This window comes from Caminibacter pacificus (genome assembly GCF_003752135.1).
GTDB classification, from domain to species: domain Bacteria; phylum Campylobacterota; class Campylobacteria; order Campylobacterales; family Nautiliaceae; genus Caminibacter; species Caminibacter pacificus.
In genome coordinates this window covers 440,344-467,195 of sequence record NZ_RJVK01000002.1, presented here as the reverse complement: position 1 = coordinate 467,195, position 26,852 = coordinate 440,344, and the positions used below count along the sequence as shown (strand labels likewise).

The window sequence follows — 26,852 nt, the reverse complement described above, 5'->3', positions numbered from 1 at the left end:
CTGACACCTTCTTGGTAAACAATCACATAAAATTTATTGTTTGATTATGAGTTATTTTTTGTGTTTTTATATTTAAGGAACTTTTTAGATTTATGAAAATGAAAAAAGGGAGAAAGGATGAAAAAGGGGGTTGGTTCAAAATAATTATAAAAGATAAAAGTTAACGGAGAGTAAATAAGATAAAAAATATCTGAAAAAGTTTTGTTAAATTTTTTATAAAAAATCTTGAAAAAGAAAAACTCTTTTGATAAAATTCCAGCGCTTGCCGGCGTAGCTCAGTTGGCTAGAGCAGCTGATTTGTAATCAGCAGGTCGGGGGTTCGAGTCCCTTCGCCGGCTCCACTACAAAATACTCAAATACTTCTCAATCCCGTCAGGTGCAAGAGTTAAAGAATCTTCAAAATTTAAAGCCGCTAAAATATTCGCAGCAGTTGAGATACCTCCGGTTATACCGAAATTAGGAAGTTTTTTCATAAAATCTATAGCTTCGTCGTCATCTACTAAAAATACGTCGTCAATTAAACTTAAATCAAGCGTTTTAGGAATAAATCCTGCACCTATACCTTGAATTTTGTGAGGTTTAACGGGAAGGTTTTTATTTTTTAGTTTGTTGTATATTACGGGTGAATTTTTTGATTCTACCGCAACTATTTTAACTCCCAAAGGTTTTAAAATTTTGGCTATTCCGCTAAGACTGCCGCCACTTCCTACCGCACATACGAAATGTTTCGGAAGTGACGTTTGGTTGATGATTTCAAGAGCGGTGATTTCTTGAGAAGCCGGGTTTAGAGGGTTTTGGAACTGATTTGCAAGGTAGGCGTTTTTTTGTTGTGCGTAATTTTCGGCTTGAATGATTGCGTCTTTCATATCTCCTTTTGTCAAAATTAGATTAGCTCCGTATGCTTTTAGAAGTTTTTGTCTCTCTTTTGAGTAGCTCTCAGGCATAAAAATAGAGGCTTTTAGTTTGAATTTTTTTGCATAAAAGGCAAGAGCGATTCCCGTATTTCCACTTGTTGCTTCGACTATTTCATCGTAACCTTTAAAAAATGCTTCTTTACACATAAAAATTGCCGGTCTGTCTTTTATCGAGCCTGCCGGGTTTTTGTATTCGAGCTTTACTTTTACGTTTTTAAACTGAAAAATCGGGGTATTAAACATTTTTGACTCCTTTTATAAAAAGCGCGCCAATTGCCGAAGATATTACGCTTATTACGAAAAATAAAAACGCAGAGACCACTCCGATTGTCGCGTTTAGATGAAGCATATCAAGCCCGTATAAAAACGTAAGCTCTCTAAGTCCTACACCTCCGACAGATATCGGAATAACGCTTATAATTGAAGAGATAAAAAACAAAACGATAAAATCGATAAGGTGAGAGTGGATGTTTAGCGCGAAAAGTATGAATAAAAATGCCAAAGCTTGGAGGGATTGTATGACAATAGATAAAAAGAGATTTTTCAAAAAGCTTTTTGTAAATTCTACAAAAAAATATTTATGCAAAAAGTACAAAATAAAAGGCGAAACAATCAATAAAATTGCTGAAAAAATAACGAATTGTTTAAAACTTGATAAAAAAATAAGCGCTGAAATGAGTATGAAAATCGCAAAAAGTCCTGAGATTCTATCGATTAAGAGTGCTTTGATTATTTTTTTATATCCTTGAGAGTAGGATTTTTCGAATTTATACGCTTTATATGCATCTCCGCCTATGCCTCCGGGAAGCAGCGTGTTATAAAACATACCGACGTAATAGAGCATTAATTGTTTTTTAAAAGTGGGAGTTACTTTGATGTTTTTTAGGTATGTATGGACTCTGAGAGCCGAGATTATTTGAGAGAGATTAAAAGATAAAAACGCCAAAAAAAGATAAAAAGGAGAGGTGATTTTGATGTTTTTTAGCTCTTGAATATTTATTTTTTGAAAAATAATAATAAACGCGATAAGAATAAAAGCCGCTTTTATGAAGGGTTTAAGTTTTTTCAAAATTTAGCTCTCCACCCTCATTTGAGAATCTTTTGTTACGATTTCTTTTATTACGTAAGGTTTTTTGCCTTGGCTTTCATAATAAGTTCTTATCATAATTTCAGCCAAAAATCCTGTTGTAATCAATTGAATACCGCCTAATATTAGCATCGTTCCAAGTGTCAAAAGAGGTCTTCCGCCTATGCTTTGGCCGAAAAGTTTTAAAATCAAAAGATAAAAATCTATCAAAACTCCCAAACTAAACATAATAAATCCGACAGTTCCGAAGAAATGCATAGGTTTTTGACCGAATCTTTGCATAAATACGAGATACATCAAATCGCTTATAACTTTAAACGTTCTGTTAAATCCGTATTTGCTTTTTCCAAACTTTCTTTCGTGATGTTTTACCGGAACTTCTGTGATTTTAGCTCCGTACATTTCGGCAAGAATCGGTATGAATCTGTGAAGTTCGCCGTAAAGTTGTAAGTTTTTAGCTACGTCTTTTTTGAAAACTTTTAGAGTACATCCGTAATCCGTAATATGCACTCCCGTAACTTTTCTGATTATTTTATTTGCTATTTTGCTTAAGAATTTTCTAAAAGGTTCGTCTTTTCTTTTTGCTCTTATTCCCGCAACTACGTCATAACCTTCGTTTAGTTTTTCTATCATCATAGGTATGTCGCTCGGGTCGTTTTGCAAGTCTCCGTCAATCGTTACGATAATATCACCGCTTGCTACTTCTATTCCGGCCGCCATTGCGGAAGTTTGCCCGTAATTTCTGTTTAAAATAACGAGTTTGGTTTTGTCGTTCATATGTTTTTTTATCTCTTCTACGGTATTGTCGGTACTTCCGTCATCTACCAAAATGAGTTCGTAATCGAAATCTTTTAGGGCTTTGTCTACCTCTTCGATTAAATATTTTATGTTGTCTTCTTCATTCATAAGCGGTACAACTACCGAAAGTTTCATTTAACGCCTTTTTGATAAAATTATACCAACTTATTAAAGGAGATGAAAAAATTGAAAATATTTAAGTGGTTTATCGCTTTTTTTTATGCTTTTTTGGTGTTTGTGGTTTGGTGGCTAGGATTTTTGAGATATAGCGGAAACTTTTATGAAGTGGCACCCGGAGTTTATCGTTCTCATCAGCTTTATAGTTTTAATCTTCCGAAATATTATGAAAAATATCATTTCAAAACGATACTTAATCTTAGAGGCGCAAAACCTAATAAGGAGTGGTATAAGTATGAGAGTAAATTTGCAAAAGAGCATAATATTACGCTTATAAATTTTAAAATAAGCGATAAAAAAGTTCAAAGTATAGAAACTATGAAAAAATTAATCTCAATAGTGAAAAATTCAAAAAAGCCTATTTTGATTCATTGCAAAGCCGGAGCCGATAGAACGGGGCTTGTCAGCGCTCTTTATCTTTATAGTTTGGGTGACAAAAACGCTTCAAGGATGCTTAGTATCAAATACGGGCATTTGAGTATCGGGCCTACAAAAGCTATGGATGAGAGTTTTGAGAAGTTTAAATCACTTCCCCAGCCATAAATGAATGCTGAAGTTTTTTACAAATTCTAATTTATGAGCTCTTACTACCAAACCTCTTAAAAATGTTTTATTAATGCTCTCAAGTTTTTTCATAAGGTTGAAGTCTTTTAAAAATCTTTTATTCCATTCTTCTTGATAGTTTAGGTTGTTTTTTATGCAGTTTGCTAAAATTTCGGCCGATTTTATAGCATAATAGATACCTTCAAAACTTAAAGGCATTACTTGCCCGGCCGCATCTCCTACGAAAAAGACGTTTTCTTTTTGGATGATTATATCTTCTTGCCATGTAGGGATGAAATAGCCTTTGGGTTTTACTTTTACGTTTAGATATTTGCATAAATTATCAAAGCTGTTTTTATCAACACTTCCGATATGAGTTAAATCCCCATGAGGAAAAGCCCAGGCGTAATATTCTCCACCAAGCTCTTTATCGAAAAAAAACTCGCAGTATTTCGTTTTGTATTCGGCGGTTCTTGCGTAGTGGGTGATCGTTTTTGGAATAGGCGGGAGGTTTAGGGCTTTTCTGAGATTAGAATTAACTCCGTCGGCTCCTATTAAAATATCGTATTCAAAAATTACTTTTTCTTTATTTATCTCGATAACGGCTTTTTTGTTTTCGATTCCTTTGAATTTTCCGTAAATTAATTTTGCGCCTTCTTTTTGGGCTTCGTTTCTTAAATAAGCGTCAAAATCAAGCCTTCTTACAATAGCTAAATTATCACCTTTTAGAGGAATTTCTATTTTTTCGTTTTTATAGACCATAAAAACTCTATCTTGGAGATGTAAAATGAGTGAGTTATCAAGTGAAAATTCATCAAAAATCCATTTTTTAACTCCGCCGCCGCAAGGTTTATCCCAGACTCTATCTTGAATAAGCGTAACGTCAAACTCTTTTGCCAAAAGTCTTGCGGCGGTGGCTCCCGCAGGGCCTCCTCCTATTATCAAAATTTTCATTCTTTAACTCCCAAAGCCACAAGGCCTTTTTTGAATAGTACTTTATAGCCTTTTGTGTTTTTGCTTTTTATCAGAGCGACTTCGCCTTTTTTCGCTTTTTTTCTCGGGGTTATTTTGTCAAAATATACGCTAAAAGAGGGCAGATTCGTTTCTAAATATACGTTTTTGATATTGTGTTTTTTTGCAAAAATAGCCGCTTGTTTTACAGGAATCGCTCTTGCATGAGCATAAATCCAGCCAACGTAATTCAATATGAAAACCATTGAAAAACCTAAGATTATCGTTTTGTTTTCTTTTCCTAATTTTAATAAACTCAAAATCAAAACGGCTCCCAAAGAGATATAATACCAAATGTTAAATAGAGGCATAATCGTTTTTATTGCTATTACGGCTTCTTTGTTTTTGGTTAGATTCAAAGCGAATGACGGAAGTATTAATAGTGCTAAAACGAAAAGTATTAAAGGCAGAGAATATAAAAATTCGCTTTTTAATTCTTTAAAAGCGACTCCCATAAAAATAAATACCGGTGTATAGCCGTAGATGACGTAGTGAGGGAGTTTCGTACCGGATAGCGAAAAGAAAATAAACACAAAGAAAAACCAAATACTTCCGAATAAAAAGAAGTCGTTTTGTTCTTTTAGGTAGTTTTTGAGTTTGGTTAGGTATTTTAGTAAAAGAGAGGTCCAAGGAAGCATCCCTATTAAAATTACGGGAATATAATAAAAAAGACTTCCTTTGTGTTTTTCAAGACTCGTTTCGAATCTATCAATATTGTGCTTTAGGAAAAATCCTTTGATAAACTTATCTCCTTGAGCCGTATATTCGGCGATATACCACGGAAGTGCTATTATTAAAAATAGGACGATTCCTTTTAAATCGAACGTTGTTTTTAGGAAAAATTTGAAGTCTTTTTTTATTAAGGAATAGATAAAAAAGGTCGCAAGAGGAATAAGTACCGCAACCGGTCCTTTTGTTAAAAACCCGAAACCTATAAAAGCGAACGTAAAATAGAGGTATTTTTTGTTTTGGTTTTGGATGTAGAGATACAAACTAAACATCGAAAAAGCGATAAACATATTCAAAAGAGCATCGGCAATAGCCGCTTTTGCGATAAGCCCTATTTGAAGAGCGGTCACCATAAAAAATGCTGATAAAACGCCTATTTTTTCGTCAAATATCTTTTTTGCAAACCAATAAATTCCAAAAGCCCAAAAAGTAGCGGCAAGGGCGCTTGGGAGTCTTAATGCGAACTCGTTAAGACCGAAAATCGTTACGCTTAGGGCTTGAAACCAATAAATTAATATCGGTTTGTCAAATCTTAAAGCTCCGTTGAGGTATGTAGTAATGAAATCGTGGTTTTTTAACATCTCACGCGTAGCTTCGCTAAAAGCTCCTTCGTCCAAATTAAAAAGCGGCGTTAAATGAAGGGTAAAAAAGAAATTGATGGCAATAGCGAGAAATAGGGCGATTTTGAGTCTTTTTTCCATTTATCGCCTTTGGTCTTTAACATATCCGAAAGGATTTGTATGGTCGTATTTCTCTTTTTTGACGACTACGTAAAAACCTTTTTTGTAAAGAAGTTTGTAGCTTCCGAAATCTTTTAATTTATCCATGCTTAACACTACCGCGTTTAGCTCTTCGGCTTTTTTTTGAGCTTCCATTTTTGCAAAATAGAAATTATAAAAATAGATAAACCCTAAATATCCTAAAATAAAAATAATCCCGCCGATTACCGCTTCTTTGAATTTAAAACTCGCAAATAAAAAGATTATCAAAACGGCATAATAGATGAGATTGAAATATTTAAAAATCACAACATAATACGTTTTTAAGGTTTCGTTAGGGTTTTGTGTGATGTAGATATTCGCTATCATAGGCGCAAAAAACGCTATCACAAAAAGAAGATAAAAGAGATATCTCAAAAGTTTCATAAAAAAACCTTTTTTAAAATTATATCCCTTTAAGAGTTATTTTTCCATTAAATCAGATAGGAAACACTCTGATTTTGTCGCTATTTAGTTTTTTTCTTAGAGTCTCTTCTATTGCAAAAAGCGTAGCCCCTCCCGCACTGCTACACGCCGCACACGCGCCGCCGTATCTGATAAAAACGTGAGTTTCGTCGTTTTGAGCGTCTCTTACGTCCACAACTTCGGCATATCCTCCGTCAAACGCAAGCATAGGTAAAATGTCTTTTTTCAATACTTCTTCGATAGCTTCGATTTTTTCTTTTATATTCATTTCTTCGAATTTTTTATCCATTAAAAAGTCCTTTTTGCTTTATAATACTTAATTTATCCTATTTTTGCAAGTATTAAGTTTTTAGGGTTTTTGGCGATTTAAAAAACAAAAAGAGAAGCAATGAGGCTTGTAAAAAGATACAAAATAAACAGGGATGTGGATTTAATCTATGCAAAAAGAGATTTGAGTAATTTTTTAAAAAGAGAAAAAAAAGAGTTGGTCGATTTTTTCGTTTTTGCTACGATGGAGCTCGGTACCAATCTAATAAAGCACGCAAACGGGGGTGAAATCTGGCTTTTGGAGCAAGATGAGAGTTTTCTTTTGGCTTCGCTTGATGAGGGGCCGGGGATTAAAGATACGAGCTGGTGCGTGCAAAAAGGAAACACTACATATAAAAACTCCTTAGGACTCGGGCTTTATAGTTTATCCAACAACGAATCTTACGAATTTGAGATTTTCTCTTCGGAAGATATGGGCAGTGTGTTTTTGTTAAAGCCGAAAATTGAAAATTCGGAAGTTTTTTTTCAAATTCCTTATCTCAATGAAAAATATTCGGGGGATTTGATTGTTAAAAAGAATAAATTTTATCTTTTTGCGGATGTAAGCGGGCATGGCAAAAAAGCCTGGCAAAGCGGTCAGTTTATAAAAGATTTTTTTCTAAAAAGACCCGTAACATTACTTTTTTGTGATGAATTTTTTAAGGATTTACACAAAAGCTTAAAGAAAAATTCCCTTAGAAGCTGCGTAATATGTATAGCGGAAAACTTGCCCTCAAAAGTCAATCTCTGCGGAGTCGGAAATATAGGAATTTTTTATAAAAATATCGAAGGTGTTAGACAATACTCTTTTAAAAGCGGGATAGTCGGTGAAGTTTTTACGACTTCAAGCAGTTTTAGTTTTGAAAAAGAAAATGCAAAAGTTATTTTAAAAACTGACGGAATTGACGATAATGTAATAAGAGAAATTTTAAAAAACGAACTGAGTAACGAAATGACTGCTATAAGCGTGCTGTTTTTTTCTAAGCGCAATGATGACAAATCAATACTTATCATAGGAGAATGAAATGAAAGAAATTTTAAAAGAGATAATCGAAAAAGAAGCCGATGATTTAATAAGATATTGGGTTGAAGAATTTCCGGAAGAAGAAAGAGATGAAGAAGCGAGATATTATGAAGATTTTTTATCTTTTTTCGAAGAGTGTGTGGAGAAGGATTTGGATATTCACTCTCCGGAGTCAGAGGCTTTGAAAACATTCCTTGAAAAAATTATCGAAATTTTGGGTGAAGATAGATTTTTTAACTTCAAAAATTCTGTTTATACGTGCTATTTGAAATTTCCTATTATGAAAAAACTTGAAGAAAAAAAAGCTTTTGAATATGATATAATAAAAAAACTGACAATCTTTTTTGAGGCGCTAACTTCAAGAATCATTGTCGATTTATTAAAGAAAAACGAACAAGTCACAATGAGCGCAATGAACGAGCTTGAAGAGAGAGAAGCGCCTATTGCGGAGATTTGGGACGGGGTATTGATGTTGTCGATCGTAGGGACTCTTGATTCGAATAGAGTTTTGAAAATAATAGATAAAATTTTGGAAAAACTCGACAAAAGAGAAATAGAACACGTAATTGTAGATATCGGAGCGATTCACGATATGAATAGTGAAGTCGCAAGACAAATTATCAAACTCAATAACGCTATTCATTTTATGGGAAGTAATGCGTATTTAACAGGCATAACTCCGGCAATTGCTAAAAGTTTGACTCATCTTGATATAAAACTCGGCGACATCAAAACCTTTTCTACTACAAAAAAAGCTATGGAGCATATTTTACATGGAGAAATATAAATTCGGGGAGAGTGAAGTTTTTTCTTCGTTTCCGATTACTAAAAGTTTTTTTGATAAATGGATAAAAAACAGGTGCGGAAAAGTAGAAAGTGATGATAAAAAATTTTGTGTAATTAGAGAAGACGATAACACCTATCTTATCTCTTCTTCCAAATGTTTCAATTCATACATCTCAAAACTTACCGAAAACGCTATTTTCGACTCTTTGACGGGTGCTTACAATAAAAAAGAGATTTTGGAAGCTTTAAAAAAACAACTTGAAAATTACATCAGGTATAAAAAAGAGCCTTTTTCGGTAATGATTTTCGATATCGATTTTTTTAAAAAAGTAAACGATACATACGGACATTTAGCGGGGGATTTTATTTTAAAAGAGTTTGTAAAGATAATCAAAAAATTAATTAGAAAGTCCGATATCTTGGGTAGGTTTGGAGGAGAAGAGTTTGTTTTGATTTTGCCGAATACGAAAATTAGCGGAGCTATGAAGCTTGCCGAGCGTATAAAAAACGCAATAGAAAATCATACTTTTAATTTCAACTCCACTCCGATAAAAGTAACTACGAGTATAGGCATTACCTCTGCGAGTTTAACCGATAGCGTGGATTCTTTGCTTGCAAGAGCCGATGAGGCTCTTTATGAAGCGAAAAGAAAAGGTAGAAACAGAATAGAATACCGTTAAATAAATATTACTCCCAAACGCTTAGGACCGTGTGCTCCGAATACCAAAAAACTCTCCACATCGGCAGTTTTACTCGGACCCGAAATAAATACGCCCGGATTTTGAATTTTATCCATAACATCGGTCATTTTTTCATAAATTTCGTTTTTAGGGAGTTTGATAGCTACGTTTTCGCTTAAAAAAAGCTCTTTTGTATACTCTTCCACCCAAACGGCTCCGTTTTCGGCTACGCCGAATTTTGCTCGGGTTACGTACCAGTTTTGAGGAATCTCTTCCAAAATCTCTCCGCCTGCGATTTTGAGATTTTTGACAAATTCATCCATGCTTCACCTTTTGATATTATTATTTGAATTATACTATAAAGGATTTGAGATGAAAGGTATGGGATTTGCCAAAGGAATGGGCGCTAAGGGAATGGTCGCAAAAGGCGGCTTTTTAAAAGGAATTTTCGGATTTGTGGGAGGAATTTTTAAGCTTTTGTTTTTCGGATTTTTTCTTATAATCTTTGTAATTGTGGCTCTTGCGTTATTTTTTATGATGAAAAGAAAAGCTACCGAACCTAAATACGACAAGCCTCATTATACGAGAAAAAAAGAGGACGACGATATTATTGACGCCGAGATTATAGAAAATTATCCTACAAAGAGATAAATCTTTTTTTAGGAATTTTAGGAAGTGCTTTATATCTGCTCCACTCTTTAAGAGCCGTTTTTAATACCGGTTTTGGAGTTAATCTTAGAATCGTACTGAATAGTTTGAACGCTTGAGGGTGATGCATCGATTTTTCGGCCAATTTAAGAGCGATGTTTTCTTTTGTGACATATTCTCTCATTTTTACAAGCTGTTTTGAAAAAGGAATTTTCACGGGACATACCATTTCGCAACTGCTACAAAGCGTACACGCAAACGGCAAGTCTTTATATTTTTCCTTATCGCTAAGAGGTGCGAGCAGACTGCCTATAGGTCCAGGAATTACGTAGCGATACGCATGACCTCCCGAGCGTCTGAAAACGGGGCAGGTAGTGAGACAAGCACTACATCTTATGCATTTTAGAGTTTCTTTAAATTCGCTGTTTAATCTCTCAAATCTTCCGTTATCCACCAAAACAATAACTCTTTTTCCGTTCTCTTTTTTACCGAAAATCGAGGTGTAGGTGGTTATTTTTTGTCCGGTGGCGTTGCGTGCGAGCATTCTTAAAAATACTCCCAAATCGTTCATATTCGGCACTAACTTTTCAACTCCCACGCTAATAATATGAAGAGGCGGCAAAACGGCTCCGAGGTCTGCGTTTCCTTCATTGGTGCATACTACGGCCCAGCCTTTGTCGGCTACTAAGAAATTCGCCCCGCTAAGTCCCGCGTCGGCTGAGAGAAATTCTTTTCTTAAAAGTTCTCTCATTTTATGAGTGAGATATGTCGGGTCCGTGTTTTCTTCACCAAGAATCTCAGCGACGTCTTCTTTTGTGGTGTGGATAGCGGGAAGTACTATGTGTGAGGGCTTTTCTCCTCTTAGTTGTACGATTCTTTCGCCCAGGTCGGTATCAATAACTTCAATTCCGTTTTTTTCCAAAAACTCGTTAAGTCCGCACTCTTCGGTCAGCATCGATTTTGATTTTACAACTTTTTTGGCGTTTATCTCTTTTAGGTATTTCAGTACCGTTTGGTTGTGTTCTTGCGCGTCTTTGGCAAAAACCACTTCAATTCCCGCGTTTTTTGCGTTTTTGATAAATTCGTCCACTAAATCCTGGAGATTTTCAATTACATAATCTTTAATCTCACTTGCTTGAACTCTCAAGCTCTCCCATTCGGGTACTTCTTTTATCGCTTTATCTCTTTTTTGTCTGATAGTCCATAAGGATTTGTCGTGGCGAGGACCTTTTTCTTTATAAAATTTTACGGCAAGTTCGTAGTGTTTCATTTTTCCTCTCCGAAAATCGATTCGTAAATTATTTCGCTGATATGTTTTATTTCAATATCATCCCCGTCCTTTTCGGCGATACCTTTTAGGTGCATAAGACAACTGAAATCCACTCCCGTTATCACTTCGCCGCCGGTTGAAATTAAATCATCAAGCTTACTTCTTCCCATGACATAACTGATAAACCCTTCTTTTACGCTAAAAACACCCCCGAATCCGCAACATTCATCTCTTTTTGCCTCAACTATTTCGCCTCCGAGTACTTTTTTTACTTTATTGAAATATGGAATATTAAGTTCGCTCGGTGCGCCTTCAAGCAGATGCCTTATAGAATGGCAGGAGTTGTGAAGAGCGATTTTTTTCGGGTAGTTTTTTGCAATGTCTCTAACTTGCAAAATATCGTGCAAAAACTCGCATAATTCGTACATTTTTTTGCTAACTTCAAGTTCTTGAGAGCGAATCGTAGAAGTGCACGAGCTGCTTGGAGATACGATATATTCGTAATCTTTAAAGATTTCGTTAAATTGCTCGGGCAAGGTTGTAGGCTGCCCGGAATTAATAAAAGGCTGTCCGCAGCACGTCTGGTTTTTAGGGACGCTTACATTTAATCCGAAATGCCTGAGAATTAAAAGAGTTTTTCGGGCAATTTCGGGGTTTAGCTCATTTATGTAACACGGAACGTGAAGGGCTATTTTCATCTACCGCCTTTTTGGGAAATTATAAAATATTTACAAAAAAAGAGCAATTTGTCCTGGTGAGTAAATATTGCAAATAATAAAAAAATGCGCTATAATCGGGAAGATAAAAAGATTTTTGACAGTTTTTTGTTAATTTTAAAAATCACTGGGCACGTACCGTAAATGCGGTATCGGAAATTTAAAAAGCCCGAAATTTAATGTACCAACCAATTACACAAGATGTTTTGAAACTAAAATTTCAAGCTGCTTTTTAGTAAAGCAGTGTTTGACCAACCAATTACACAAGATGTTTTGAAACGTCTTTTAAAGACTCGGCAAAAGCGCCTGGTTTTAAACCAACCAATTACACAAGATGTTTTGAAACATTTCAAAAGCCTCCGTAAACTCTTGCCCGTCTTTTACCAACCAATTACACAAGATGTTTTGAAACACTATAAAACTCATATACACCCCTTAATCAAGGTCAAACCAACCAATTACACAAGATGTTTTGAAACACGAACACATCGACGAAATAAAAGGCGCTCTTAAAAACCAACCAATTACACAAGATGTTTTGAAACAAAAAGAAAGTGCTAAGAGAGCAGCAGCATCAAAAGAAAAAGTTATAAACGCAGTTAATTTATTAAAACTTCAAGGAGAAGAAATAACACCATACAAAGTAGCAAAAACCGCTGGGATTAGTTATAACACAGCTAAAAATAGCTTTTTTATTGAATGGACGCACCTTTTTGGAGATAAAGAAGAATTATAAATTATAAGATAAACAAAAATAACTAAAGTTATTTTTGTTTGTTTACTTTCTTCCCATCCTTAAATACACTCTCACTACCATTAGGATTTGTTCTTATCACTATTTTTTCACCTTTTTCATTTTCATATGTTCTCCAAGTTCCGCCTTGTTTATCTGTTCTTTCATGTTTTTTATTCCATCCCATGTCTTCTCCTTATCATTAGTGTTTACAATTTAAATTTATTAATAAGGTTCATATCCACAATTAGGACACCATACTAAATTTTCTTCTCTGATTAAATAAATTCCACATATCGGACATCTATTATATGAATATCCATATTCATCGCTATCTTCTATTTCATCTTCAAGTTCCATAGCACATTCGCTACAATATTGTCCATCAAATTCAGGATAATCTATTCCTCTTGCACACCAATCATGTAATGGAGCTCTACATTTATCACAATATACTAATTCATCAAAATCTATTAACTCATTACATTCTTTACATCTAAATCTTCTTCTACCCATAAATTAATCCTTTTTTTGGTTTATATACTGTAATAATATAATTATCCTCAAAAACAACAACCAAACCTTTAGAGTCAAAAAGCTTCAGTAATTGACTTTTTAACGAAGGATACTTTTTAAGTAATTTTTTTAGTTCTTTTCTACTTAATACTACTTTGTCTTTTACAAAAGAACCGTACTCTAATGCTAACTCTACCATATCTTTTGTTATACCTCTTTGATTCATTCTCATCAAAGCGTGTCTAGTAAATTGAAGCATTTTAAACTCCTTCGTTTTTTATAAACAAAAAAATTATAAAATATTTTTTTTAAAATGTCAAGATAGTTGTATTATTTGCATTAAATTTACATTTAATTGTAAATATTGACTAAAATTTATATATTATGGTAATATTTTAATAAAAAGGATTAAAACATGGAAATTACAATTTCTAATCTACAAAATAGATTTAATTTTTTTTCATATTCAGCTTTTCAAAAATATAAAAATGACAAATGTGAAAATAAACCTTTTTTTAGTTGTAAGAAAGATTTTTATTTATATCTAGAAAATATGTATATATTAGAGTATAATAGTAGAAAGAAGTTATTTGAAGGTTTAAATGAAATAGATTTTTTAATTTTATCTTTGGTTCTAAATGAAGAAGATATAAATGACTTATCAAATTTTTCGTCTAGAATTGTTAATCGTTTATTAGAAGAAGAATATATTAGTATATTTAATACAAATAATTTTTCGATAGGAGAAAAAATTTCTGATAATCAAAAATTAAGTTTAGCTTTACAAATATCTAATAAATTAAATAATATAAAATTCAAGAATGAATGGTCTAAATTTGATGAATTTACATTGTTCCAGATTTTAAATAACTTAAAAAGATTTAGTAGTATCTGTGATTATTATTGTAATACTTTTGATATTAGTAATATATCTGAAAACACTTTAATTATTTTTCCAAATAATAAAGATGTAAAAATCAAATTATTTTTTAAATTTAGAAATAACAAATTTGAAATATATGAAGAAGAAAATATTAATAACAAAGTAGTTAAAACTAAATTAAAAGAGCCCAAATGGATATCAAAGTTTAATTCAGAGAAATACTCTTATATGGATCATAAATTTAATTTTTTAACTATATATTTAAAAAATCAAAAAATATTCTACAATGGAATGGAAATTTTAGGAAGTAAAATAATATTTAAACAAGCTAATAATAAAAAAGAAGAAAAAGTTTAGAAAGTTTTTTCTTTATATATGAGAGATGTATCTTATATATTATGTAATTAAGAGAATATTTAAGACGATTTGATAAAGAGCTTGGGGATTTTGAAAAGTTATATGAAACTGCAAAAGAAATAGCAACTAAAACTATTGAGTTTGTTGATAGAGATAAAAAAAAGTTTGTGATTTATACTATTTTTTATTCTCCAAAGTATGAAAATGGTATTTTAAGGATAAAAATTGATAATGAGTTTCATAAATATTTAATGGCGGTAAAAAATAAATATTTAAGATATCGTTTAGAAAACGTAATGGTTTTAACTTCAAAATATTCATTTCGTCTTTATGAAATTTTGAAAAATGAATTAAAAATGAAAAAAAGACAAAAAAGAAGTTTGGAGGTTGAATTAGATTTGGATGAATTGAGAGAGCTTTTATCAGTTCCAGGAAGTTATAAATGGCAAGATATTAAGCGTCAGATTTTAGAGAAATCTCAAAAAGATTTTGAAAAAACTGATATTGACTTTGAATTTGAGCCTATAAAACAAGGAAGAAAAATTATTGCAATTAAATTTAAGCTTATTGATAAGTCTAAGAAATTGCAAACTGATAACAGAATATATAAAACTGATAACGATTTTACACAATGGAGAACAGAGCTACAAAAAAAGATGGCTTAATTTAGCACCCAATCACACACGGTGTTTTGAAACAAATATGTGCAAGTGAGCCAACTCTTAAATTTAATGCCGCACACCAACCAATCACACAAGGTAATATCCATAATATTTAGGTGTCCGGCGCCGGATGGAGACGTGAAGTGTGTATTTAAAGTTACAGGAAGAGTGCGTGTTGTGAATAATTAAGATAAAAAAGGTGTATTTAAGAGTAAAAGAAAAAAGAGGGGATTAATCCATATCGTTAGGGTCAAGAGGTGGGCGGTTGTCTTTTGGTGTTACGAGCCAGAAGTGTCTAACTTCGCTTCTGAAGTTATCGAGGATAAATTTGGCTTTTTTGCTGCCTGTTGCGTTGTAGTATTCGATAAGTCTTTTTTTCAGATAAATTTTAGGTTTTTCGTTTTCGTCGATGTCGATTCTTCTGATTTCTATAAGTTCAGGGTTGATTTTATCTACAAAAGTGTGTTCTTTATCGTAAACAAACGCAACTCCTCCCGTCATACCGGCACCGAAGTTGATTCCCGTTTTTCCTAAAATTATTACTTCACCGCCTGTCATATATTCGCAAGGATGGTCTCCCGTACCTTCTACGATTGCGATAGCTCCTGAATTTCTAACGGCAAATCTCTCTCCAACTTCTCCTGCAACAAAAAGTTTACCACCTGTAGCTCCGTATAGACACGTATTACCGGCTGCCGCTCCTTCTTTTTTAGGAGTGATGATAATTTTACCTCCGGCCATTCCTTTTCCTACGTAGTCGTTTGCTACGCCTTTAAGCTCGAGCGTCATACCTTTGCTTAAAAATACACCGAAACTTTGTCCCGCTACGCCTTCTAATTTATAAACGATACTATCTTCAGGAAGTCCTGCGTCTCCGTAGTATTTTGCGATAACACCGCTTGTTAGAGCACCGAAACTTCTGTTTAGGTTGCAAATTTCGGCTTTAACTACCGATTTGTGGTTCGGATTTTTGATAGTTTCCATTACTTCTTTTAATAGAGATTTTTCAAATTCGTTTTTGTCAAACGGCTCGTTTTCTTTTTGTTTCGTATTCGGACCTTCAACTTGTCTGAAAATTATAGAAAAGTCGAATTTTTTAGCAAGGTCTATATCTTTTGTCGTAATCAAATCGTTTCTACCGATTACTTCATCAAGTGATTTGTATCCCATTTTTGCAAGCCATTCTCTAACATCTTCGGCAAGCAGTTTCATATAGTTCATTACTTTTTCAACGCTACCTTTGAATTTGGCTCTATATTCGTCCGCTTGAGTTGTAATTCCTACAGGACATTTGTTTGTCTGACAGCTTCTACAGAAGATACATTTTACAGCCATCAAAAGAGCTGTACCGAATGCGTAGTATTCCGCTCCTAAGAGTGCGGCGAACATAACGTCTCTACCGATTTTAAGAGCACCGTCGGTTTCGAGTGCCACGTATTCTCTTAAGTGGTTTTCTTTTAGGGCGTTGTGACCTTCGATAAGTCCGATTTCCCAAGGGTTACCGGCATGTTGGATAGAAGTGATACTTGCAGCTCCCGTACCTCCTTCACTACCGCTGATAACTATTTGGTCGGCGTATGCTTTTGCAACACCGGCAGCAATCGTACCGACTCCCGCAGTTGAGACCAATTTTACACTGATTTGCGCTTTAGGATTGATTTGTTTTAAATCGAAAATTAACTGCGCCAAATCCTCGATTGAATAGATATCGTGATGAGGAGGTGGTGAAATCAGTGTTTTTCCAGGTGTCGTGTGTCTTAGTTTTGCGATATACGTCGTTACTTTGAATCCAGGAAGCTGACCACCTTCTCCCGGTTTTGCACCTTGAGCCACTTTGATTTGAATCTCTTCGGCGTTTACCAAATATTCAGGTGTTACTCCAAATCTTCCTGATGCAACTTGGCGGATTTTGCTTTGTTTGATAGTGCCGTTTCTTACAGGGTCTTCTCCACCTTCTCCGGAGTTGCTTTTCGCTCCTAAGCGATTCATCGCTTCCGCAATGATTTCATGAGCTTCAGGACTAAGTGCTCCAATACTCATTGCAGCACCGACAAATCTTTTTAGGATGTTTTCGGCAGGTTCCACTTCGTCAATTGAGATTGGTTTTCTGTCGCTTTTGATATCAAGAAGGTCTCTTATATATGTCGGGCGTCTGTTTTCTACGAGATTTTTGAATTTTTCGTAGTCTTCTTTTGTGCCGCTTTCTATCATTTTCGCAAACGCTCTTGTCACTTCAGGGATAATTTCGTGATACTCTTCGCCTTTTCTATATTTATAAACACCACCCGCAGGAAGTTTTTCTTCTTTGAACGCTTCTTGGTGTCTTTTGTTTACTCTCTCTTCGATATCTTCGTATGTAAGTCCAGGAAGTAAAGTTTTGCTACCGATAAAACATTCGCTCGCAATCTCTTCACTAAGACCGATAATATCCATAAGAGCCGAGTTTCTATAACTTGCGATTGTAGAAATACCCATTTTCGACATAATTTTTAATAGACCTTTGTTTAGGGCGCTGTGAACGTTAAATAGAGCGTCGTCTCTATCAAGGCCTTTTTCATCGCAAATTTCACATACCGTTTTGAATAAAAGATAAGGATAAATTGCAGTCGCACCGTATGCCACCATTACCGCCGCGTCGTGAGGATTTACCACTTCGCCCGTCATTGCGACGATACTTGTTAAGTGGCGGAGTTTGTTATCAAGAAGTTTTTTGTGAAGTCTTCCGATAACCATAGCCATAGGGATGGTTTTGTGCTCTTTATCCACTTGCGAATCGTCAAGGAAAATAATTCTAACTCCGTTATCTCTAACGTCTTGAACGATTTTGTCAGTCAGTTTTTCAAGAGATTCTTTTAAGTTTTCTTTGAATGTAGTGCTGTATGTCGCGTTTTTGTAGTCGCTTTCGAATCTCGGAGAGTTTTCGTCACCGAAGCTTTTTAATACTTCAAGTTTTGTTTGAGTAAGAATCGGTGAAGTTGTTTTGATTCTTTTTGCATGCTCCGGAGCTTCGTCAAGGATGTTGTGAATTTCACCGAATCCCGTATTAAGTGACATAACGATTTTTTCTCTTAGAGGGTCGATTGGCGGGTTTGTAACTTGTGCGAATTTTTGTCTGAAGAAGTCGTTAAAACTTCTGTACGGATACTCGCTAAACGCCGCAAGCGGAGTGTCGTCTCCCATAGAACCTGTAGGCTCTTTCGCTTCTTCCATCATAGGTTTGATCATCGTATTGATAACTTCTTTTGTGATACCTGCGTATCTTTGTTTGTAAGTGAGCTCTTTTACGTCTATTTTTTCGTCTATTGCATATGGATTTTCGATATATTCTTGTAAGTAAATCATATGTTCGTTTAGCCATTTTGTATAAGGGTTGCTTGATTTTAGGTATTCGTCGATATCTTTGTTTTTAAGAACGATACCGAATTTAGTATCCACACCTATCATTTGTCCGGATTGAAGTTTACCTCTTTCTACGATAACTTCATCATCCAAATCAAGTACGCCGTATTCGCTGGCAATAAGGATAGTCCCTTCTTTTGTAATTACGTATTTTGCCGGTCTTAGTCCGTTTCTGTCAAGTACCACTCCGATATATCTTCCGTCCGTGATACTTACGGCTGCAGGTCCGTCCCATGCTTCGAATCTTGTTGAAAAATACTCATAAAACGCTTTTAGTTCGCTATCCATATACGGAGCGTTTTGCCATGGCATAGGAATAAGCGCTCTAACCGCTTTGAAGAAATCCATTCCGTTCATAATTAAAAATTCGATCATTCTATCAAGCGAGCTACTATCGCTTTCGTCAAATCTTACAATCGGAAGAAGTCTTTGTAACTCTTCTTGAGAGAATACGTCCGATTTGATAGATTCGCTTTTTATAAGTGCGTTGATTCTGTTTGCTTGGACGGAGTTGATTTCTCCGTTGTGTGCGATAAATCTAAACGGCTGAGCAAGTCTCCACTCAGGAAGTGTGTTTGTTGAGAATCTTTGGTGGAAAAGTGCAAAGCTGATTTTGAAATCGCTATCCGCCAAATCAGGATAAAATTCTTTAATATGATTTGGCATTAAAAGGCCTTTGTAGGCTATCTTTTTAGAACTGAAAGTAGGAATATAAAAATCTTTATCGTCAATTGCGTTTTCTATCTCTTTTCTTGTCAGATATAAAAGCTCTTCGAATCTTTTAATTGCGATAATAGAATTAGGCACGATAAATACGTGATAGATTTTCGGAAGAGTTTTTAGCGCAAGCTCACCAAGTGCGTCGGTATTTACGGGAACTTCTCTCCAAAGTAAAATTTTAAGATCATTTTTTTCGCAGTACTCTTCTACGATTTCTTTGTGTTTTTCGTCTTTTAAAAATATTACTCCAACACCGAAGTTTTCAGGCAAGTCGATATTATATTCGTTTGCGACTTTTCTGAAAAAATCTTTCGGAAGTGAAAATAAAAGACCGCTACCATCCCCTGATTTTCCATCAGCAGCAATTGCACCTCTGTGCATCATTCTCTCAAGCGCTTTTAGCGCGTCGTTTACCATTTTGTGAGACGGACGACCTTTAATATCCGCAATAACACCAAAACCACAGTTATCTTTAAACTCTAACATTGACATTTTCTTCCTTTAAGAGGTTATTAATCCGATTTTATAAATTGTCAAATTATAGCATAAAATGTTTTTGAGAGGGAAAAGGGGAATTGGGGTGAGAGGATGAGAGGGGTAAAATGGTGAAAATAGTGAAAATGGTGAAATTGTGAGTTTGTGAAATTGGTGTAGATAGGGAAGAGATAACGAAAAGAGTAAATTGAGAGAGGAGAAAGAGGGATATAGTGAAATAGTGAAGAAAATATGGAAAAATTCCGTAATTGCGTAGGATGAAAGATGTTATAATTTTAAAATGAGAGGATTTGTCTTAAATACGGTGCGAGTTAGAGATGAGGATTTGATTGTCAGGATATTGGGTGAGAGGGAAGTTTATACTCTCTATAGATTTTACGGAGCGAGACATTCATATATCAATGTAGGAAATTTAATAGATTTCGTTATAGAAGAGTCACCCAAAACAACAATAAAACGACTTCGAAACGTCGTGCAGTTGCCGTTTAAATTTATGTTTGATTTGGATAAAATGCTGCATTATAAAATTTTCGTTTCTCTTTTAAACAAACATCTTCAAGATGTGAGTAAAATCGACCCGTTTTATTTTAATTGGCTAAAAGATATAACCGACGTTTTGCACGAAAGGGACCCCAAAAGGCTTTTTATAGAAAGCTATGTGAAGATGATAGAAAAAGAGGGTAGGTTGCATGACGATTTTGTCTGTTTTTTGTGCGAGAGCAAAGTAAATGAGAAAGTTGCGCTTGCGAGAGCGTTTTTGCCGGCTCATGAGAAGTGTATTATGAGCGAGGGATTTGAAAAAGAGAAGATAAGTTTGCTTTTTAAAGAAAAAAAATCGCTTCTTTTGGACGATAACGAAATAGAGAGACTTTGGAGAATATTAAATTTAGGATTTTAGGAGAGGAGATGAGAGTATTAATTGTCGGTGCCGGAATTATCGGAATGACGATGGCTTGGGAGTGGAGAAAAAAACATCCGGATGATGAAATAGTAATAATAGACAAAGAGCTTCACGAGGCTTTTCACGCAAGCGGAAAAAACAGCGGTGTATTGCATGCGGGGTTTTATTATAGTAGCGATTCGCTAAAAGCGAAATTAACCGCCAGAGGCAATAAACTTATGAAAGGGTTTTGTTACTCTCACAATATTCCCGTAAATGAAACGGGAAAATTAGTAGTCGCTAAAAACGAAAATGAAATACCTACTCTTTTTGAGCTTGCAAAAAGAAGTGTTGCTAACGAAGCGGGAGCTTATATAATCACTCAAGAAGAAGCCGAAAAAATAGACCCTAATGCAAAAACTCACAAATACGCACTTTATTCTCCTAATACCGCAACCGTTAATCCGAGAGAAGTTTGTAGAGTTTTAAAAGAGGAGCTTCAAAAAAAAGATGTGAAGTTTATTTTTAATATGCCTTTTGAAAAATTTAACGAAAGCTATGATTTTTTGATAAACGCGGCGGGGCTGTATGCCGATAAGATAGCTCATAAATTCGGTGTGGGACTTGAATATACCATGCTTCCGTTTAAAGGGCTTTATAGAAAATATTTGGGAGAAGATAAGATAAAAACCCAAATATATCCGGTACCGAATATCAAAAATCCGTTTTTGGGAGTTCATTTTACTCTTATGGCGGATAATACTATAAAAATAGGGCCTACCGCAATTCCCGCTTTTTGGAGGGAGAATTACGTAGGGTTTGAGAGATTCGATTTTAGGGAATTTTTGGAGATAATTTCTCTTGAAGCCAAACTTTTCTTTACAAATGCGTTCGGATTTAGAGATTTGGCTTTGTATGAGATGAGATATTATATTCCTCAAAATCTAATAAACGAAGCCAAAAAGCTCGTTAAAAACCTAAGAGGAGAATTTAAACCGATGACACCGGGAATCAGAGCTCAGCTTCTAAATACTCAAACGCTTGAGCTTGTTATGGATTTCTTGGTGGAAAAAAACGACAATCAAATCCATATCCTAAATGCCGTAAGTCCTGCATTTACTGCAAGTTTTGCATTTAGTAAATACGTATTGGAGGAATTATGAAAAAAATCGCCGTTTTGGTAAAAGATAATGAAGTCGCTAATTATCCTGCCGATATTTTAGTAGACGGGGAAGTTAGGAAAAGTTTTAATTTGGAGTTTGAACTAAATGCTCTTGGCGTTGATATGCTTTTTGGCAAAAGTTTACCGAGTAATTTAATAAAAAAACTAAGAGATAGTGGTATAATTTTTGTCAAAGTAAATTCGCTGGAAGATATCGAGGGGTTGGATTTTGATATTGATTTTCCTGACGAATTTAAAAACAAACGCGGTTGGAAATGCGGAAAAAAAGGATTTTAAATGGAAAAATTAAATAAAGCGATCGAAAAAGTAAAAAATGCCGATATGGATGATAAATTAAAAGAGAGCGTAATAGAACATTTAACCGAGTGGTATAACGAGAAAAAATCTCTTGCATGGCTTGAAGAAAAAATCGAAGAGGCATGGGAGAAAATATTACCGATATTGAATGAAGCCGGACTTATTTAAAGTTTTTTTTAAAGGGAGAGAATGAAAAAGGGGCTTTTTAGCTTATTTGTTATTTTTAATTTATTATTCGGGTACGAGCTTATTGTAAAAAACGAAAAAGATGTCAAAGTATTAAATGACCTCGGGGTCAAATGCGAAAAAACTATAAACGGATTTGTTTGTGCGAAATCGCCAGATAAGATGCAACTAAAAAGACTTCAATATTACATTAAAAACAACTTAGGTATCTCTTCGGAAATAGCGGGTGCAAAAAATTTGCAACCAAAAAATGTCTCGAAGGAAATTTCTAAAAAAAGAATCGTAAAAAACGTGGTGAAAACCGGTTATTGTATTCAAGTTGTGTCTGCAAAACGTTCAGAGGGGCTTTTAAAGATATTTGAAGAAACAAAAAATTTACCTTTGAGTAGAATTGAAAAAATAGGCCCTTATTTTGTACTTAGGGTAGGTGAAGGAAAGAGTGAAAAAGAGCTTCAAACAATTTTGAAAAAGACAAAGAAAATAAATAAAAACGCCTTTATTAGAAAGTGTGATTTAATTCCTCAAAGAATTATCAAAAGCAATTTTAATCTTAAAGTGGAAAAAAAAGAAAAAACAAAAGTACCTCAGGGAGAAGTTTTTAATAAAACTCTTTCTCCTGAGGATAAGTTTAAATTGATGGAAAAATCTTTTAAAGAAGAAAAAATAGATTTGGCAAAAAGATTATCAAATCAGCTTAAATCTTCAAGAAGTTATAAACGAGATGCTTTTTTGGTAACTGTAAGCGTTCTAATGAAAAAGAAAAAGTATAAAAGAGTTTGTAATATGCTAACTCAGCTTAGCGATTTTTACAAAGGTAACGATTTGTCCGTTTTAAGAGAAAAGTCGTGTTTTTATTACAATTACCAAAAAGGCATTGAATATATGAATATAAATCCTGAAATGGCATTGGAATATTTACAAAAAGCAGAAAAATATAAAAGTAATAACAATTTATTTTTTGCAAAAGCAATTGCTTATATGAATCAAAATAATTATAAAAAAGCCAATGATATATTGAAAAAACTTTATCAAGATACACCCGATAATACTGCTGTAAAGCTTGCATATGCCAAAACACTTTTTAATTTAGGAGATTTTAAGACGCTTGAGAAGATAAAAGATAATAATTTAGCGTTTTTTAATCATTTTGAATTATACTTGAAAGCAAAAAAATTATATGACGAAGGAAAATATAAAGAAGCTAATAAAATAGCTCTTCAACTTTTTAATTATTATCCGAATAATATAAAAATATTACTTTTAAACGGGGATATTTTTTATAAACTTGGTAAGTATGACTTAGCATATATTTATTATAAAAGAGTCGTAAAAAAAGAACCTTATAATATCCACGCTTTAAAAGGACTTAGGAACTTAGCTTTAGCGAATAAAGACATAACTTCGGCTGTGAAAATTTCCGATATTTTGAAAAATCTAAAATATAAAGATAAAAAATTCAACGAAATTATGAAAGAGTATTATCTTTTTCAAGCTGATAAATTGGCCCAAGAAGGAAAATTTAAAGAAGCTTTAAGTGATGTAAAAGAAGCGGAAAAGTATGCCGATAGCGAGAAAGATATCTATTTAGGATATGGAAAAATATATTATAAAATGGGAAAATACGAAAAAGCTTTGGATTACTATAGAATGCTTTATTCAAGAAACGCTCCCCTTGAAATAAGAGAAAAACTTATCCAAATTTATATAAGACTCGGTAAAATAAATAAAGCAAAAGAGATAGCTCAAAATTCGCCTAATGAAATAAAAGCTATTTATTATATGGAATTGGCGAAATATCTTATGAATCAAAAAAAATATCCCGAAGCGAATAAATATATTTCAACCGCACTTGAATATAATCCGATAAATTCGATGCAGGCACACGAAATTAAAGCATGGATTTGTTATTATTTGGGAGATTATGAGTGTGCGAAGAGATATTTTGAAAAATCGGATTTAAAATTACCTGAAGTTAGGATAGGATACGCTTTTGTTTTGGCTAAATTAGGAAATAAAAACAAAGCTTATCTTATTGCTCAGGGGATTAAAAACGAAAGTAAAAATATTTTGCTTCAAAAAGCAAGATTAATGATAGAACTCGGAAGAGAAAAGGAAGCCAAAGAGATTTTTAATTCTATAGATTAACGAATAATAATCGTTTTGATTTCCGTCATCTCTTCTATTGCGTATCTTGGTCCCTCTCTACCTATTCCGGAGAGTTTTACTCCTCCGTAAGGCTGGATGTCGAATCTTAAAGTAGGGATGTCGTTGATTATTACTCCTCCAGCTTCGAAATCGTCAATAGCTTTTTGCATTAAATCTATTCTGTTGCTAAACATAGAGTATTGAAGTCCGTATGGGGAGTTATTCATTTTTTCAAGAGCTTCTTCGTAAGATTTTACTTTTACAAGACTTACAATAGGTGCGAAAACTTCTTCGCATACGATTTTCATATCGTCCGTTACGTCGGCTAAAATGGTAGGTTCTAAGATATTTCCTTCTCTTTTGCCTCCGGCAATAATTCTCGCTCCTTCTTTAACTGCGCTTTTTATCCAATTTTCAGCTCTGATTGCCGCATCTTCGTTAATCAAAGGTCCCATAAACGTATCTTCTTCAAACGGATTTCCTACTTTTAGTTTTGAAGATTCTTTTCCTAATTTTTCGGCGAACTCGTCGTATATTTTTTCATCTACGTAGATTCTTTGAAGAGAAATACAAACTTGACCGCTGTTTGCAAAAGCTCCGATAGCACATCTTTGAGCCGCCCAATCCAAATCCGCAGTGCTTTCTACAAACGTTGCCGCATTTCCGCCAAGCTCAAGCGCTACTTTTTTGATTCCGGCGTTTTGAGTAATGATTTTACCAACAGGTACGCTTCCCGTGAAACTTATAACTCTTGGGATAGAACTTGTAACAAGAGTGCTTCCCACGTCCGCATCTCCGTAAACTACGCTTAGAGCGTCTTTAATTGCATATTCGCTATCGATAAAAAGTTTTGCAAAAGCGTATGCCGTATAAGGAGCTTCGGGAGTAGGTTTGAGAACTACGCTGTTTCCTGCTATAAGAGCCGGAGCGATTTTGTGGGCTACGAGATTCAAAGGAAAGTTAAAAGGTGTGATTGCGACCACTACGCCTGCGGGTACTCTTTTGTAAAAAGATGTGGTTTTTGCTCCGCTTGGCGTAGCGTCGGTCGGGATTGTCTCTCCTAAGATATGATACCCCTCAGCCGCACAGATTCTTAGGTTTTCTATACATCTTTGGACTTCCACTTTTGCTTGAGAGATAGGTTTTGCCACTTCGAGAGTGATAAATTTTGCAAACTCTTCTTTTCTCTCTTCAAGTTTATCCGCTACGTCGTTAATCCAAGCTATTCTTTGAGAAAGAGGAGATTTTTTTGTGTTTTCAAATGCCGCTTTTGCGACATTTAGCGCTTCTTTTGCGTCTTCTACGCTACATTTGACATATTTGGTCGTAACTTCTTTTGTGTAAGGGTTTATGATTTCTCCGAGTTCTCCTTCATATTCGTTAGAGCCTATAAGCTTTTTGGCTATTAATTCTTTTTTTCCGAGTTTTTCGAATATTTCTAAAAATTTTTCAGGAATGAGTCCCATTTTACCTCCTTTGGTTTTAAGCTTGCATTTGGAAGCTTTTTTACATTTATTAGTAATGATATCAAATTTTTGATAAAATTCTTGATAAAAAAGGCAATATATGGAAAAAGCTAAATATATTTGGATGGACGGAAACTTTGTTCCTTGGGATGAGGCGAAAGTTCACGTTTTAACTCATACTCTCCATTACGGAAACGGTGTATTCGAAGGTACAAGAGCGTATCAAACGGATGACGGGCTGGCGATTTTCAGACTACAAGACCACACAAAAAGACTTTTGAATTCGGCAAAAATCGTAAAAATCGACGTGCCTTTTTCTCAAGAAGAGCTTGAAGAGGCACAAATCGAGCTTCTTAGAAAAAACGATTTTAAAGGAAACGTTTATATAAGACCTCTAATTTATTTAGGATACGGAAAAATGGGTCTTTATCATATCGGAGCTCCTGTGCATGTAGCGATTGCTGCTTGGGAGTGGGGCGCTTATTTAGGAGAAGAAGGACTTGAAAACGGAATTAGAGTAAAAATCTCTTCAATTGTTAGAAATCCTGTAAAATCCACTTTCGGAAAAGCTAAAGCCGTTGCCAACTATCTAAACTCTCAAATGGCTAAATATGAAGCTATCGAAGCCGGATATGAAGAAGCGCTTATGCTTGATGACGAGGGGTTTGTTGCTGAAGGAAGCGGTGAATGTTTCTTTATTGTAAGAGACGGAGTACTTATTACGCCTCCTAATGACAACTCTTTAGAGTCGATTACTCAAGCAACTATTCTTGAAATTGCAAGAGAAATGGATATTCCTATTGAAAGAAGAAGAATTACAAGAGATGAGGTTTATATCGCGGATGAAGCTTTCTTTACGGGGACAGCGGCTGAGGTTACGCCTGTTAGAGAAGTTGACGGAAGAGTTATCGGTAACGGAAAAAGAGGTCCGATTACAAAAGAGCTTCAAGAAGCGTATTTTGACGTAGTTTACGGAAGAGATAAAAACTATAAGCATTATTTAACATACATTTAATTAAAATAAGACATTATATGTCTTAAAAAACAAAGGAACTAT

The 26,852-nt window shown here is 34.5% G+C and carries 28 protein-coding genes, 1 tRNA gene, 1 pseudogene and 1 CRISPR repeat array; of the genes and pseudogenes, 15 read left to right on the top strand and 15 right to left on the bottom strand.

The genetic code is table 11. From position 1 onward, the window contains the following. The first annotated feature begins 264 nt into the window (after window positions 1-264). Window positions 265-341 (top strand) — tRNA-Thr (locus EDC58_RS06205). Here EDC58_RS06205 and EDC58_RS06200 read toward each other — a convergent pair. The 3 genes from EDC58_RS06200 to EDC58_RS06190 are packed head-to-tail and all read right to left on the bottom strand — an operon-like array spanning window position 342 to window position 2,934. Further along, window positions 342-1,157, bottom strand: coding sequence for a cysteine synthase family protein (locus tag EDC58_RS06200; protein WP_123352642.1), 816 nt, complete (start codon window positions 1,155-1,157; stop codon window positions 342-344). After that, window positions 1,150-1,983 (bottom strand): lysylphosphatidylglycerol synthase transmembrane domain-containing protein, encoded by an 834-nt coding sequence (locus tag EDC58_RS06195; protein ID WP_123352641.1) that lies wholly within the window; start codon window positions 1,981-1,983, stop codon window positions 1,150-1,152. Before EDC58_RS06195 ends, EDC58_RS06200 begins: the two co-directional genes overlap by 8 nt. A gap of 3 nt (window positions 1,984-1,986) precedes the next feature. Next, window positions 1,987-2,934 (bottom strand): glycosyltransferase family 2 protein, encoded by a 948-nt coding sequence (locus EDC58_RS06190; RefSeq protein ID WP_123352640.1) that lies wholly within the window; start codon window positions 2,932-2,934, stop codon window positions 1,987-1,989. A 42-nt stretch (window positions 2,935-2,976) separates the two neighbouring features. On the opposite strand from EDC58_RS06190, the gene EDC58_RS06185 reads away from it, so the two are divergent. After that, window positions 2,977-3,519, top strand: coding sequence for a fused DSP-PTPase phosphatase/NAD kinase-like protein (locus EDC58_RS06185; RefSeq protein WP_123352639.1), 543 nt, complete (start codon window positions 2,977-2,979; stop codon window positions 3,517-3,519). On the opposite strand, the gene EDC58_RS06180 is transcribed toward EDC58_RS06185, so the two are convergent. The 4 genes from EDC58_RS06180 to EDC58_RS06165 are packed head-to-tail and all read right to left on the bottom strand — an operon-like array spanning window position 3,502 to window position 6,732. Beyond that, entirely contained in the window at window positions 3,502-4,473 is a 972-nt protein-coding gene (locus tag EDC58_RS06180) for a geranylgeranyl reductase family protein (RefSeq protein ID WP_123352638.1), read from the bottom strand. The genes EDC58_RS06185 and EDC58_RS06180 overlap by 18 nt on opposite strands. Beyond that, window positions 4,470-5,960 (bottom strand): ArnT family glycosyltransferase, encoded by a 1,491-nt coding sequence (locus EDC58_RS06175; RefSeq protein ID WP_123352637.1) that lies wholly within the window; start codon window positions 5,958-5,960, stop codon window positions 4,470-4,472. The genes EDC58_RS06180 and EDC58_RS06175 overlap by 4 nt, the downstream gene beginning before the upstream one ends. After that, entirely contained in the window at window positions 5,961-6,404 is a 444-nt protein-coding gene (locus tag EDC58_RS06170) for a hypothetical protein (protein WP_123352636.1), read from the bottom strand. It abuts the gene before it with no gap. 52 nt (window positions 6,405-6,456) lie between these two features. Further along, on the bottom strand, window positions 6,457-6,732 hold the full coding sequence (locus tag EDC58_RS06165) for a NifU family protein (protein WP_123352635.1): 276 nt from the start codon (window positions 6,730-6,732) through the stop codon (window positions 6,457-6,459). Window positions 6,733-6,831: 99 nt separating this feature from the next. Here EDC58_RS06165 and EDC58_RS06160 point away from each other — a divergent pair, with 99 nt between their 5' ends. The 3 genes from EDC58_RS06160 to EDC58_RS06150 are packed head-to-tail and all read left to right on the top strand — an operon-like array spanning window position 6,832 to window position 9,239. Then, on the top strand, window positions 6,832-7,773 hold the full coding sequence (locus EDC58_RS06160) for a PP2C family protein-serine/threonine phosphatase (protein WP_123352634.1): 942 nt from the start codon (window positions 6,832-6,834) through the stop codon (window positions 7,771-7,773). Window position 7,774: 1 nt separating this feature from the next. After that, window positions 7,775-8,560: an STAS domain-containing protein gene (locus tag EDC58_RS06155; protein ID WP_123352633.1), complete on the top strand. Its 786-nt coding sequence runs from the start codon at window positions 7,775-7,777 to the stop codon at window positions 8,558-8,560. Then, window positions 8,547-9,239: a GGDEF domain-containing protein gene (locus EDC58_RS06150; RefSeq protein ID WP_123352632.1), complete on the top strand. Its 693-nt coding sequence runs from the start codon at window positions 8,547-8,549 to the stop codon at window positions 9,237-9,239. The genes EDC58_RS06155 and EDC58_RS06150 overlap by 14 nt, the downstream gene beginning before the upstream one ends. On the opposite strand, the gene EDC58_RS06145 is transcribed toward EDC58_RS06150, so the two are convergent. Beyond that, entirely contained in the window at window positions 9,236-9,562 is a 327-nt protein-coding gene (locus EDC58_RS06145) for an LUD domain-containing protein (protein ID WP_123352631.1), read from the bottom strand. The genes EDC58_RS06150 and EDC58_RS06145 overlap by 4 nt on opposite strands. Before the next feature lie 49 nt (window positions 9,563-9,611). On the opposite strand from EDC58_RS06145, the gene EDC58_RS06140 reads away from it, so the two are divergent. Beyond that, window positions 9,612-9,890 (top strand): hypothetical protein, encoded by a 279-nt coding sequence (locus EDC58_RS06140; protein ID WP_123352630.1) that lies wholly within the window; start codon window positions 9,612-9,614, stop codon window positions 9,888-9,890. On the opposite strand, the gene EDC58_RS06135 is transcribed toward EDC58_RS06140, so the two are convergent. The 5 genes from EDC58_RS06135 to EDC58_RS06120 all read right to left on the bottom strand — a co-directional run bounded on the left by EDC58_RS06135 (window position 9,877) and on the right by EDC58_RS06120 (window position 13,381). Then, the gene (locus EDC58_RS06135; RefSeq protein ID WP_123352629.1) at window positions 9,877-11,157 is read right to left on the bottom strand and encodes a lactate utilization protein B; all 1,281 of its coding nucleotides are present in this window, start codon (window positions 11,155-11,157) and stop codon (window positions 9,877-9,879) included. The genes EDC58_RS06140 and EDC58_RS06135 overlap by 14 nt on opposite strands. Beyond that, window positions 11,154-11,855 carry a (Fe-S)-binding protein gene (locus tag EDC58_RS06130; protein ID WP_123352628.1) on the bottom strand — a complete coding sequence of 234 codons (702 nt, stop codon included), beginning with the start codon at window positions 11,853-11,855 and terminating at the stop codon, window positions 11,154-11,156. The genes EDC58_RS06135 and EDC58_RS06130 overlap by 4 nt, the downstream gene beginning before the upstream one ends. Window positions 11,856-12,056: 201 nt before the next feature. Then, a CRISPR array of direct repeats spans window positions 12,057-12,418; the repeat unit is 30 nt; unit sequence ACCAACCAATTACACAAGATGTTTTGAAAC. A 219-nt stretch (window positions 12,419-12,637) separates the two neighbouring features. Beyond that, the gene (locus EDC58_RS10080) at window positions 12,638-12,793 is read right to left on the bottom strand and encodes a hypothetical protein (RefSeq protein WP_170151123.1); all 156 of its coding nucleotides are present in this window, start codon (window positions 12,791-12,793) and stop codon (window positions 12,638-12,640) included. 38 nt (window positions 12,794-12,831) lie between these two features. After that, window positions 12,832-13,122, bottom strand: coding sequence for a hypothetical protein (locus EDC58_RS06125; protein ID WP_123352627.1), 291 nt, complete (start codon window positions 13,120-13,122; stop codon window positions 12,832-12,834). Then, entirely contained in the window at window positions 13,115-13,381 is a 267-nt protein-coding gene (locus EDC58_RS06120; protein ID WP_123352626.1) for a DUF4258 domain-containing protein, read from the bottom strand. The genes EDC58_RS06125 and EDC58_RS06120 overlap by 8 nt, the downstream gene beginning before the upstream one ends. A gap of 156 nt (window positions 13,382-13,537) precedes the next feature. Between EDC58_RS06120 and EDC58_RS06115 the strand changes: the two genes are divergently transcribed. The 3 genes and pseudogenes from EDC58_RS06115 to EDC58_RS10385 all read left to right on the top strand — a co-directional run bounded on the left by EDC58_RS06115 (window position 13,538) and on the right by EDC58_RS10385 (window position 15,027). Beyond that, a complete protein-coding gene (locus EDC58_RS06115; protein ID WP_123352625.1) occupies window positions 13,538-14,362 on the top strand; it encodes a hypothetical protein in 825 nt (274 codons plus the stop codon). 98 nt (window positions 14,363-14,460) lie between these two features. Continuing rightward, window positions 14,461-14,694, top strand: a pseudogene (locus EDC58_RS10390) (RepB family plasmid replication initiator protein); the annotation flags it as partial. Between the two features lie 24 nt (window positions 14,695-14,718). Further along, complete coding sequence (locus tag EDC58_RS10385; protein WP_338025532.1) at window positions 14,719-15,027, top strand: hypothetical protein; 309 nt, start codon at window positions 14,719-14,721, stop codon at window positions 15,025-15,027. 228 nt (window positions 15,028-15,255) lie between these two features. On the opposite strand, the gene gltB is transcribed toward EDC58_RS10385, so the two are convergent. Beyond that, window positions 15,256-19,635: a glutamate synthase large subunit gene (gene gltB / locus EDC58_RS06105; protein ID WP_123352623.1), complete on the bottom strand. Its 4,380-nt coding sequence runs from the start codon at window positions 19,633-19,635 to the stop codon at window positions 15,256-15,258. A 283-nt stretch (window positions 19,636-19,918) separates the two neighbouring features. Between gltB and recO the strand changes: the two genes are divergently transcribed. From recO to EDC58_RS06080, 5 genes are read left to right on the top strand one after another with little or no spacing between them, the layout of a single operon-like run. Further along, window positions 19,919-20,536, top strand: a complete 618-nt coding sequence (gene recO / locus EDC58_RS06100) for a recombination protein RecO (RefSeq protein ID WP_123352622.1) — start codon at window positions 19,919-19,921, stop codon at window positions 20,534-20,536. Between the two features lie 8 nt (window positions 20,537-20,544). After that, window positions 20,545-21,681 carry an NAD(P)/FAD-dependent oxidoreductase gene (locus tag EDC58_RS06095; RefSeq protein WP_123352621.1) on the top strand — a complete coding sequence of 379 codons (1,137 nt, stop codon included), beginning with the start codon at window positions 20,545-20,547 and terminating at the stop codon, window positions 21,679-21,681. Then, window positions 21,678-21,977, top strand: a complete 300-nt coding sequence (locus tag EDC58_RS06090) for a hypothetical protein (protein WP_123352620.1) — start codon at window positions 21,678-21,680, stop codon at window positions 21,975-21,977. Before EDC58_RS06095 ends, EDC58_RS06090 begins: the two co-directional genes overlap by 4 nt. Continuing rightward, on the top strand, window positions 21,978-22,166 hold the full coding sequence (locus EDC58_RS06085; RefSeq protein WP_123352619.1) for a hypothetical protein: 189 nt from the start codon (window positions 21,978-21,980) through the stop codon (window positions 22,164-22,166). A 21-nt stretch (window positions 22,167-22,187) separates the two neighbouring features. After that, entirely contained in the window at window positions 22,188-24,329 is a 2,142-nt protein-coding gene (locus EDC58_RS06080) for a tetratricopeptide repeat protein (RefSeq protein WP_123352618.1), read from the top strand. Here the strand turns inward: EDC58_RS06080 and EDC58_RS06075 are convergent. Then, window positions 24,326-25,795, bottom strand: coding sequence for an aldehyde dehydrogenase family protein (locus EDC58_RS06075; protein ID WP_123352617.1), 1,470 nt, complete (start codon window positions 25,793-25,795; stop codon window positions 24,326-24,328). The two genes, EDC58_RS06080 and EDC58_RS06075, sit on opposite strands and share 4 nt — an antisense overlap. A 100-nt stretch (window positions 25,796-25,895) precedes the next feature. Here EDC58_RS06075 and EDC58_RS06070 point away from each other — a divergent pair, with 100 nt between their 5' ends. After that, entirely contained in the window at window positions 25,896-26,810 is a 915-nt protein-coding gene (locus tag EDC58_RS06070) for a branched-chain amino acid transaminase (RefSeq protein ID WP_123352616.1), read from the top strand. The last annotated feature ends 42 nt before the right edge of the window (window positions 26,811-26,852 follow it).